Origin of the sequence: Cohaesibacter sp. ES.047 (assembly GCF_900215505.1) — a bacterium.
Lineage (GTDB): Bacteria > Pseudomonadota > Alphaproteobacteria > Rhizobiales > Cohaesibacteraceae > Cohaesibacter.
Genome location: NZ_LT907844.1, coordinates 1,552,751 through 1,564,666, shown reverse-complemented (window position 1 = coordinate 1,564,666; position 11,916 = coordinate 1,552,751). Strand labels below are relative to the sequence as shown.

3 protein-coding genes are annotated in these 11,916 nt (G+C 53.3%); 2 read left to right on the top strand and 1 reads right to left on the bottom strand.

Annotated elements, in window-relative coordinates; translation table 11 throughout:
• The first annotated feature begins 17 nt into the window (after positions 1-17).
• A complete protein-coding gene (locus CPH65_RS07015) occupies positions 18-656 on the top strand; it encodes a molecular chaperone TorD family protein (RefSeq protein WP_096172838.1) in 639 nt (212 codons plus the stop codon).
• 48 nt (positions 657-704) lie between these two features.
• Entirely contained in the window at positions 705-3,173 is a 2,469-nt protein-coding gene (torA, locus tag CPH65_RS07010) for a trimethylamine-N-oxide reductase TorA (RefSeq protein ID WP_096172837.1), read from the top strand.
• 442 nt (positions 3,174-3,615) lie between these two features.
• On the opposite strand, the gene CPH65_RS07005 is transcribed toward torA, so the two are convergent.
• Complete coding sequence (locus CPH65_RS07005; RefSeq protein ID WP_244574558.1) at positions 3,616-11,619, bottom strand: GH36-type glycosyl hydrolase domain-containing protein; 8,004 nt, start codon at positions 11,617-11,619, stop codon at positions 3,616-3,618.
• Between the last annotated feature and the right edge of the window lie 297 nt (positions 11,620-11,916).

The following is an 11,916-nucleotide window of genomic DNA, read 5'->3' as shown; positions in this document are numbered from 1 at the left end:
TGGGCAAAGGAGACGTCATGAAAAAAGACTTCATCGAACCCGCTTCTTGTGCCGATATCCTGTCTGAGATTTCGGGATATTTCGGCGCTCCTCTGGAGCGGGATGAAATCCAGAGCATGCGGAACGAAAATTGCGAGACCCTATTGCCTGCGCTTTATGGAATGCCAAAGTTTTCCAAGGATGTATCACAGCTGCGGTCCATCCTGATGGGCGCAGACGGTGATGAAGAGGCTGTATCACTGCTCAACCGAAGCTACTGCCATCTGTTTTTGGGCATTGGGGGCGCCACCGGCACGACGCCAATCGAATCCGCTCATATCGGTACGGGCCGGCTGTTTCAGGAACCTGAAATGGAAATGACCCGTCTGCTCGCACAGAGGGGCTTGAAAAGGGATGAAACCTTCTCCGAGCCACCGGATCACATCTGCATTGAGTTGTCCTATCTGGAACAACTGATCCGCCTTGATGCCACAATCTTCGACGTTGACGAGAAAAAAGCCATCGACGACATGCTCGTTCGCTTGAACGGCTGGATTCCGGCGTTCGCCCAAAACTGTGCCATGCACGACCCGTCGAAATTCTACGCGACCCTTGCCGGAATTCTGGTGCGCCTGCTTTCGGTTATCGAACCGGATGAAATACGCAACGCGTCCTGAATTTCATTGAGACTTTAATAGATTATCGAGAAAAGTGAGGAGAAGACTATGAGTTCATCTAGTCATTTTACACTGTCAAGACGTCGGTTTCTGACCGCCACATCATCAATCGCCGCCTATGGAGCCCTGTCCGGCCTTCCATTCGGTCTGGGCGCAGCCAAAGCAGCTGTTGCTGATGGCGAACATATTCAGGCGTCACACTGGGGTGCCTTCTGGGCAAAAGTTGAAAATGGCCGGTTTGTTTCCCTGCGTCCTTGGGAAGGTGATCCGCGCCCGTCGCCAATGCTTCCCGGTGTGCAGGACATTGTCTATTCCCCGACCCGTGTTCGCTATCCGATGGTTCGTCGCGCATGGCTGGAAAATGGTCCGGGCGCCTCTCCGGAAACCCGCGGTACGGGTGACTTCGTTCGCGTAAGCTGGGATAAGGCTCTTGAGCTTGTCGCGGGCGAAATCCAGCGCGTGCAGGATGAAATCGGTCCTTGGGGAATCTATACCGGCACCTATGGCTGGCGCTCCAACGGACGTGTCAGCAACGGCCAGACCATGCTGAAACGCCTGATGAATCTGACTGGCGGCAGTGTGGTTTCTTCCAGTAACTATTCCAAGGCCGGCATCGAAGCCATCATGCCTTATGTTCTTGGTCAGGTGGATGCATTCGGTCCCCAGTCAACGCACCAGACGATCATTGACGATACGGATCTTATTGTCTTCTGGGGATCCGACCCGCTCAAGAACAACCAAATCTCCGCTGCCATTCCGGATCACGGCGAATGGGCTTGGTTCGAAGACATGAAGAAGGCTGGCAAGAAAGCCATCTTCATCGATCCAGTCAAAACCGAAGGCTGCAAGGTCCTCGACGCGGAATGGCAACAGGTTCGTCCGCATTCTGACGTGGCGCTCGCGCTCGGCCTGGCGCACACCTTGCTGGTTGAAGATCTGCACGACACGGAATTCCTTGAAAACTACACCACGGGCTTTGATGTCTTCTCGGACTATCTGCTCGGCAAGGAAGACGGCGTTGAAAAAACCGCAGACTGGGCCGCTGAACGCTGCGAACTTTCTGCAGAGACCATTCGCGACCTCGCACGCCGCATGGTTGCTGGCCGTACGATGCTGGTCTCTGGTTGGGCAACACAGCGTCAGCAATATGGTGAGCAGTTCCCATGGGCCTTCGTAACGCTCGCTGCCATGATCGGCCAGATCGGTCTCTCCGGCGGTGGCTTCTGCCAGCGTTATCATCTCGACAACCCCGGCGCCCCCTTTGCGAAAGCACCGAAACTGGGCGGCTCTTCGCTCAAAATCGGCAAACGCAAGGAAATCAAGGAATGGCCTGAAGACAAAGGCACCAATAGCATTCCTTGCGCGCGTATTGTCGATATGCTCGAGCATCCCGGCGAAGAATATGATCACAATGGCAAAGTCCATCGTTATCCTGATGTGAAGCTTTGCTATTGGGTGGGCGGTAACCCGCTGCATCATCACCAAGATCATAACCGGATGGTTGAAGCGTTCAAGAAGTTCGAAACCTTCATCGTTCAGGACTATCAGTGGACCGCTTCGGCTCGCCATGCCGATATCGTCCTTCCGGCAACCAGCTCCTTCGAACGCAATGATATCGACGTCGTCGGCATTGTGGCCAATCGCGCCATCGTTGCCATGAAGAAAATCATCGAGCCGGTTTTCGAATCGCGGAATGACTTTGACATTTTCACGGCTCTGGCAAAACGTCTCGGCGTCGAGCCGGAATTCTCCGGCGGCAAAACCGATCTCGATCTGGTCAGGGAAATCTATGAAGAAGCCCTCTCTCAGGCCAAGAGAATAAATGTCGACATGCCTGACTTCGATACCTTCTGGGAAGGCGATGGCGTGGTCGAGTTTGAAACACCGGAAGCTGCACTGCGTCGGACCAAATACACCGATTTCCGCGACGATCCGCTCATCAACGCTCTGCCCACCCCGTCCGGATTGATTGAGATCTATTCCAAGACCATCGAGAAATTCAACTATGACGACTGCCCTGCGCATCCAACTTGGTTTGAGCCAATGGAATGGTTGGGTCAGAAAGACACCAAACATCCCTTCCACGTCAACTCGAACCATCCGCAATACCGGATGCACTCGCAGTTGAATGGCAGTGCCAAACTGCGCAAGATTTACAATGTCGCAGGCCGCGAACCAATCTGGATCAACCCGAAAGATGCTGAAGCGAAAGGCATCAAATCCGGTGATGTTGTCCGCGTCTTCAACGATCGCGGTCAGTGCCTTGCCGGTGCGGTTGTGACGGACGAAATCAGACCCGGTGTCGTTCAGTTGCAGGAAGGTGCCTGGTACGATCCCGCAGATGCCAGCGAACCGGGTTCGATCTGTAAATATGGTGACCCGAACATCCTGACGCCAGATATTCCGACGTCCAAGCTTGGTCAGGCAACGTCTGCCTGCACCTGCATGGCCGATCTCGAGAAATATGAAGGCGAAGCACCTGCTGTAACCGCGTTCGACACGCCAGCAAACGCTTAACACCCAAAAAAGAGAACGCCTCCGCAACACAGTCCCTGTGCGGAGGCGTTTTTATGCTCAATTGCCATTTTCCAGCAAACGCATCGGCGTCTTGACACCTTGGCTGAACGACAGCAGTGAGCCCAAGGTGTACATTGAGATTTATGGGTCATTCATGGGTGCAAAAATTGGCATGCTGAAATCCCAGACTCTATCCTGCCGTTCGTCTGTCAGCAAATTCCGCAGGGCAACTTTCTCATTCCTGCCACTCGAACAAAATGTTGCATTTTTAGTCACGATGTGACCGGTGGGCGGACACAGCAAAAGATAAGAAGTTTGGTTGTTACCGAAGACGGACGAAGAGATAGAACCTCCCGTCATGTGCCGAACGACTGACACGCTCAACCCGTTGGTGCTCGTAGAGCACCAACACATCAGGATTTTGCGCGTTCACAAAGTCTGCTCACCCCTTTTGTCTTTGCAATTCCAATTGCAGGCTATGATGTTCCTTGTCCAATTGAACGCTTACGCTGTTGTGGGTCGCCGGGCATGGAGCGCCGTCCAGAGTGGCGATTACTCCGTCCTCTCCGTCTACAAAAGTCTGCGAAACGGCAATGTCATAGTCCGTTTCATCGACCCGCACATGAAGATCAAAGCCCGGCCAGCCTTTCGGAATGCAGGGAGCAATAATCAGAGTGCTCCCTTCTCGCCTCAAGCCAAGAATGCCCGAGATGCCAGCCTGATACATCCAACCGGCCGATCCCGTATACCAGGTCCACCCTCCCCGTCCGACATGCGGGGCGACAGAATAAACATCTGCGGCAATCACATAAGGTTCCACCGTGTATCGCTCTGTTGCCTCTGGTGTAAGTGCATGATTGATGGGATTGACCAACGAGAAAAGTGAGTGTGCCTGCTCGCCTTCCCCCAATTGTGCAAAGGCAAGGATCGCCCACATTGCCGCATGGGTATATTGTCCGCCATTCTCGCGTAACCCCGGCGGATAGCCCTGGATATAACCGGGATCACTGGCTGATTGATCGAACGGTGGCGTGAACAGCAGCGCCAACCCCTCGTCCCTCAGAACAAGGTGTTGATCGAGAGAGAGCATGGCCATTCGCGCCCGCTCCCTGTCTGCCGCGCCAGACAAGACGGCCCATGATTGGGCGATGGAGTCGATTTTACATTCTTCACTGGCAGAAGATCCCAACCACATGCCGTCATCATAGGTTGCCCGGCGATACCATTTTCCATCCCAAGCCGTTTGTTCAAGAGACACGAGCAAGGAGGCTGCATGCGCAGTCCAGAGTTTGGCCCGGTCAGGGTCTCGTTTTTCAGCCAGCGGTGCGAAAAGATCGATGCTCCGCAAAAGCAGCCAGCCGAGCCAGACGCTGGTTCCCTTGCCTGCTTCACCAACACGGTTCATGCCATCATTCCAATCGCCCGTGCCGATCAGCGGCAAACCGTTTTCTCCCATTAACGCCAGACACAAATCCAGCGCACGGGCGCAATGCTCAAACAGGCTTCCTGTTTCGTCCGAAATGTCCGGCACGAAGAAGGCATCATGGGTCCCTGCCGCCAACAGAGGACCATCCAGAAACGGCAATTCCTCATCAAGAATGGCCTCATCCCCGGTTTGGGCTATATAAGTTGCCGTGGCAAAGGCAAGCCACACCCGGTCATCGGAAATATGCGTTCTGACCCCTTGGCCCGAATGAGGGAGCCACCAATGCTGGACGTCACCTTCCACAAACTGCCTTCCGGCAGCAAGGAGAAGATGCTTTCGCGTTTCCTCCGGTTGAGAGAAGGTCAGTGCGATATGGTCCTGCATCTGGTCTCGGAACCCATAGGCTCCACTTGCCTGATAAAATCCAGAGCGCGCCCAGATGCGACAAGCTTGCGTCTGATAGAGGAGCCAACCATTGAGCATGATGTCCATGGCACGATCGGGGGTTTTAACCTGAACCGCTCCCAAACTATCCTTCCAATAGCGTTGAACCCCGGACAGACACGCATCGATATCACAGGTGCGGTATTGGGTGATAACTTCACGGGCGCCCTCTCTGGTGCGACTTTGTCCAAGAAGGGAGACAAAATCATGGCTCTCACCCGGTTCCAACACAATGGTGGTGCGCTGTGCTGCACACGGATCAAGGCACGCACCCATGGTGCCAGAGAGTGCATTTTTACCTCTCATGGCTTCCGGATGGGCGAGGCTGCTGTTTCGTCCGATAAAGCCGGTTCGATCTGCGGTCCATTCCTGCTGAAGACCGTTAAAATCAGCAAATGCAACCCTATCGGGGAAGGCTGTATTCCACGGTTTGGTTGCAAACAGAGCGCCGGTATCTTCATCTCGCTCGCTTAGAATGAAAGGCTCGGACTTGACCCGGGATGAGCCCAGAACCCAGTCATTATAGAGGGTGACGGACAGGTGCCGCCTCCGGTTGGATCTGTTGGTCAATGTTAACTTGGAAATCCTGATCGGATCTGACAGAGGAACAAATTGCACCAGATTGGAATGGATACCACCTGCGGCATGCTCGAACGAGCTGTAGCCGAACCCGTGGCGCGTTATGTAGATGCCTTTGTCACGAATGGGCTGAGCGGTTGGACACCAAACCGCACCGCTTTCCTCATCGCGGATATAAATTGCCTCACCCGCAGGATCGGCAACCGGATCATTGGACCACGGCGTTAGCTGGTTCTCGCGGCTATTCTCTGCCCAGCAATATCCGCTCCCCGTCTCCGAGACCTGAAAGCCGAAATGTGGATTGGCAATCACATTGATCCATGGTGCAGGCGTAGTGTCGTTATCCTTCAGAGTGATGACATATTCTGTGCCATCTTTATCGAAGCCTCCAATCCCGTTGAAAAATTCCAGATCCTTTGGCTGAGGCAAGAGGTCCTGGTCTGAGACAATGACTGGAATAGGAGATGCACTGCCAACACCAGTCCTTGACGCTTGGTCCGGCTGGAAAATACGGCCCAATTGCTCAGATAGGGACCCGTGATTGGCTACAAGCGACACGCGCGCAACCGAAACCAGAAGGGATTTTGCTTCCAAACTGATCTGGTCTGAGCGCAGAAGCAAGACAGATCCTTGTTCATTTTCATTGCGGATCTGAGACGATCTCATTGCCGTTTGTATTGCGGACTGCAAATCCTGGATGTAGCTGGTTGAAAGATCGTTCAATATGATGAGATCAATATGGAGCCCTTTCATACGCCAATAGGCATAGGCACGAAGCAGCCGCCTCACGAGCGGCAAGCCATCCATGTCTGATATCCGTAACAGGACGATGGGAAGGTCTCCGGAAATTGACAATGGCCACAGCGCTGATTGGCGTCCAGCCCCACTGGCGACCACTGAAGCAGACGCACGGAATCGGGCATCTGAATAGAGAAGTGCCGAGGTCAAACTCTGGAAATCTGCCGCTTCGCTTGAAGACACGTTCAGGTGGCGCAATTGCACCTGCGCCTGTGTCCAAGCCAAAGTTTTTGCTCGATCATAGGAATTGTGGTCGTGATGCTTATCAAGCAAATTCATCAACTCGGAACGAGACGCTGCCACCAACGTCCAAAAAGTGATGTGCAATGTTTCGCCGGGAGCGATGCTGACCCGATGCCTTAGGGAAAAGATCGGATCCAGAACTGTACCCGTTGTATTGGAAAGCGAAGCCTTGTCGTTTAAAGCTTTTGCGTTGGCAAGCGAGCGATTGCGCCCAAAAAACTTCAGCCTGTCCGTTTCATATTGTGGCTCTTGCGCTATTTCCCCTTCCACAATTGCAAAGTGAGTGGCCCAAACTTCAGGCTCGTCTGGTGAACGAAGACGACGATGTGCCAAGAGTCCCCCAAATTCGGGCAGATATTCCGTTTCAACAAACATCTTGGAAAAGACCGGATGAGCGGCATCCGATACCGGGGAAGCAAGAACCAACTCGCTATAGGACGTGACTTCAATATGACGCGCTCTTAGCCCCGCATTGGAGAGCGTTATCCGTCGCACTTCACCATCATCTTCACCCGAAACCAGCACATCCATTCGGCAGGAGAGCAATCCGTTGCGGCAGGAATACTCTCCATAATCCTCAGCAAAGACCGCTTGCTGTTGTTTCAGGTCTCGTTTGGCCAAATGACCGGCAGGAGACCAAACAGAACCGGAATCGACATCTTTTAGGAAGATGAAAGACCCGAAATTTTCATAGGTGGAATCCTCACCCCAGCGCGTGATGGCAATCTCACCCCACCGGCTGTAACCGGCGCCGCGTGCTGTCAACATCACACTATAGCTGCCATTTGAGAGCAAATGGGTAATTGGTGCCCCAACCAGTGGAGACTTGAAGCGCCGGATTGTGGGCTCGTTGAATATGGCCTCTTCAGTTGAGGCTTTCACTTCTTCGGCTCCGGGATGAACCAGAGGCACATAACGCGGCCTGCGTTCTTGCAACAAAAGTTCGCTGGCCATGATGAGTGGATCACTGTGAAAACGGGATCGCATGAGCCCATCATGCATAACGTTGGCGATGGCAACAATGGTCATGCCCTGATGATGGGCCATCACGTTGCGGACGATTGCCACTTTCTGCCCGTCGGGCAATCGGGATTGCGTAAAATCCAGGGCCTCGTAAAATCCGTAAGGTCCAGAGCCTCCCATATCAGCTATCCGATCATAGTTGATCGAGGCATTGCGGGCGTCGAACATCGCGGCCAACCCCGTCGCATAGGGAGCGATCACACGGTTCTCCGAAAGCCCGCGCTTCAACCCCAAACCGGGAACCCCAAAATTGGAATACTGATAGGTAAACTCAATATCCCGGGCGTTAAACGCAGATTCAGAGATGCCCCAAGGCAGGTTCAGCTTTCTGCCATAGCCTTGCTGAAGTGCCACAATGCGACGGTTGGTGTCATTGAGAAGGCTATCAGTGGGAGCCTGCATCACCAGAGAAGGCATCAGATATTCAAACATCGATCCTGACCAGGAAACGAGAGCGGACCCGGTTTTGTCTGGCACCGATTGTCGGCCAAGCCTGAACCAGTGGCGTGTCGGAATATCCCCTTTTGCGATGGCTACAAAGCTCGCAAGATTGGCTTCGGAAGCGAGAAGATCATAGCAATTCTCATCAAGCTTGTTCTCGGCACGCGCATAACCGATGGAGAGCAGTTTCCGCTTTTGGACAAAGAGGAATGTGAAATCCATGGCCAACGCCATGTTTCGCGCTTCATCAGCCATAGCGTCCAAACGAAGGCTCAAATGATCCCGCACCTCTGGGGAAGCGGACAGGTCTCTTTCAAACTCGCGAATTCTGCGCGATAGCGCTGTGGTCCAGTAGACCAGGTCCGGCATACGGTCTTTTTCCGGAATGATGGAAACCTCATTTGCCAGCACAACCGATTTTCTCGCAATGCGACCCAATCTTGGCGCGATTACCTCTAGGTCCCGAGCCCCATTCAGTCCGGATTTGAGTTCTTCATAGAGCAGGCCAAGACGTTCGGTGCTGGCAGACTTGACCATGACGGTCTCAAATGCCTCAAGCGCCAACATGAGCGTGTCGTTCATTCCCATTCGCACTGTAGCGATGGGTAAGTCAGCTTTCCATTCAGCACATGCTCTTGACAGAGCGATCAGATGGCCAGCAAGGTTTCCGCTATCCACCGTGGAGACATAAGCTGGCTCGAGAACCTTTAAGTTGGTTGTGTCATACCAGTTGAAGAAATGTCCGCGGAATTGCTCCATGCGATGCAGGGTTTCAAAGCAAGATTCCAGCCGTTCGACAGTCTCGCTTTTTCCTGCCCACCCGAAATCATAGGCCGCACCAGCGGATAGAAGATAAAGCCCGATATTTGTCGGAGATGTCCTGTGTGCGATGACAGGCTTGGGGTCTTCCTGAAAATTGTCAGGAGGAAGCATATTGTCAGCGGGAGTGACAAACCTTTCGAAATAGCGCCAGGTGCGGCGTGCTATCGCGCGCAGACGCTCTTTCTCAGTCGGTGTTAATTCGGCGTTATTTGCCTTGTCAGATGTGCGGCTGATCTGAAAAGCAACGAGGGGAGCGATAAGCCAAAGACAGGCAAAGACTCCCGTGATCGGCAATGACTGAAGGGACAAAGCAGCCAGTCCCGCGATCATGACAAGGCCCAACGCTGTTCCGCCGATCATTAGTCGGTAAAACCCCGAAAGCTTCAGTTCACACGCAAGCTCTGCCTGAGCCGCAGTAACCCACTGCAGCATATGGCTGTGCGTCACATAGAGTCTCGTGACTGATTTTATAATGGCGCGCCCCATGATCGCGGCCTGATGAGGCAGGAAGACAAGCGACAACAAGGTCTTGATTGCCGCTGCATTGAATTCCGCTCCCAGCATTTGGAAATGGCTATTGATGCGTATCCCCATATTCCTGGGAATAACGGCAAAGAAGCAAGATACGAATTCGGGAATAGCCACGGAACAAAGAACGAAACACGTGCCCAACAGAGCCGACGAAAAGGGCAGCATCCAAACCAGCCCGAGACACGCCAACAAAGTGGGAGCAACCAGAGATCGCCTTAAATTGTCAAGAATTTTCGCGAAGCCGATCAGATCTACCGACTTAATATGGCTGGGCCATGCCAATACCCACGGGAGCAATTGCCAATCGCCTCGGACCCAGCGGTCTTGGCGTTTGCATGCCACATCGTAGCGAGAGGGAAAATCGTCGATGACTTCAATGTCTGAAACCAGACCAGAACGAACGAATATCCCTTCGAGCAGATCGTGGCTGAGAACCTTATTCTCCGAAATGCGATTTGCCAGAGCCGCCTCAAAGGCATCAACGTCATAAATTCCCTTGCCAGTATAAGAGCCCTCACCAAATAGATCCTGGTAGACATCGGAAATGGCCGAAGAGTAAGGGTCTATGCCTCCGGGTGCAGAAAAGACCCGGTGAAAAAGCGTGTTCTTCCCCTTGGCTGTCAGTGTAGGGGTTACGCGTGGCTGGAGAATGCCGTAGCCGTGAATAATGCGTTGTGTCTTTTTATCGAAAATCGGACGATTGAGGGGATGAGCCATTTTGCCGATTAGCTTGCGGGCGGCATCCCTTGGCAATCGGGTGTCGGCATCCATCGTGATTACATAGCGAACCTGGTCCGGCACCCATGGGATTGTGCCATCGAGAGCATTGAATGTGGTGTCCTTTGCCCCTCGCAGCAATTGGTTGAGCTCTTGCAGCTTTCCGCGCTTGCGCTCCCAGCCCATCCATTTGCCTTCAGACGCATTGAACTGCCGATCTCTAATGAGAAGAAGAAAACGTTTGCCCGCTACGCCTGCTCCATAGCGTTCGTTCAGTTGCAAGATCGCGGCCTCGCCATCAGCGATCATGGCAGCTTCCGCAGCGATGAACTTCTGGTCAGCATCCGTACGATCGAGCAGCAATGCAAATGTGAGATCGTCTTCCGGGCCGGACAGATAATGGATTTCGAGGTGTTCGATCTGCCTGAGAAGCTCTTCCGAATTGCTCAGCATGGTCGGGACGACCACCATGGTTCGCGAGTCTATGGAGACGCCTTGCTCAAACTCCATGCTGGGCAGGATCACCGCGCCAAAGCTCCAGGTCACGAACCGGTTTACGAATGCTGTCGAAACCTCCGTTGCGGGAATGAAGCCGGCCAAACAAAGCAGAATCCCGACCGGGATACTTGAGATATTCAAAGCCCAAATGCATGCCCATAGCATCATGAGGGCAAGACAGGAGATAATACCGACATAGCCGCCAACGCCCAACCGTTGGCTGAAGCGCAGTATCGACAGGCGCATGGGGGGCTTGAAGTCTATTTGGGTTTCAAGCAGCGGCCGCCCATCTGAAAGCAGATAGTAACCGGGATCTGAGAGGCGGCTGTCTTGCGAATCTGCATCGCCCGCGCTTGAAACCAGCGCCATGACCTGCCTCGTCACCTCGATTTCCGATACTGGCGATCTGCGTGCCAGAACCTCAATCGCGTCGCGATACATGTCTCGCGTCGCGAAGTCCATCAGAGCATAAGTTTTGCTTTTGCGCAGCTCGACATCAACCAGATTCACGCTTTCAAACGCGTCCGACCACTCAATGCCGGAAATCAGGCGCATACTGGTTATTATGTTGCGGACGGTCAGGTTGGAGGCACCAAGATTTTGCTGAGAGCGCAAGACAACTTCATCAATAGAGCAACCTTCGCTGGATAGCCGCTCTTCAAGCCAAGCCAATATGGGTATGTCATCGGCATCATGGTCACGCAGACGCTTGGCCAGCTGCGCTGCGAACCGTTCGGGCAAAGGGGCCGATGAAATCTCGGCCAGAGCTACATCAGAAGCGATTTTCTTCACCAGCACCTGATCGACGAGGGTGTCGGCCGCAATACGGCTGTTTCGTCCGGCGACGATCTGATCTGCCAGACGTCGAAGATTTTCAATCAAAACAATACGGAGCGTGATCGGCAGCGCCCAAAGTTCGCCCATTGAAAGCGGATGGATTGTTTGATAGGCGCGTATAAACCTCAGAAAAATCTCGGGATCAAAATGACTGTCTGTATGTGCAACAAAGGCCCAGGCTATGCCGAAAACCCGAGGATAGCCTGCCAGGGGTCCATCAATCAATTTGGGCAGCTGTTGATAGTAGCTTGGAGGGAGGCTGCTTTTAATGGCGCGAATCTGCTCATCTACCAGATAATAATTATCGAGAAGCCACTCCGCAGCGGGAACCAAATTCTGTTGGTTCTCCAATTCTTCAGCGTTGGAAAGATAAGCAGCATGAAT

Excerpts from the sequence above, each read along its gene's own strand:
- CPH65_RS07015 (WP_096172838.1), top strand. The coding sequence starts at position 18 with ATGAAAAAAGACTTCATCGAACCCGCTTCTTGTGCCGATATCCTGTCT.
- torA (WP_096172837.1), top strand. The coding sequence starts at position 705 with ATGAGTTCATCTAGTCATTTTACACTGTCAAGACGTCGGTTTCTGACC.
- CPH65_RS07005 (WP_244574558.1), bottom strand. The coding sequence starts at position 11,619 with ATGGGCGAACTTTGGGCGCTGCCGATCACGCTCCGTATTGTTTTGATT.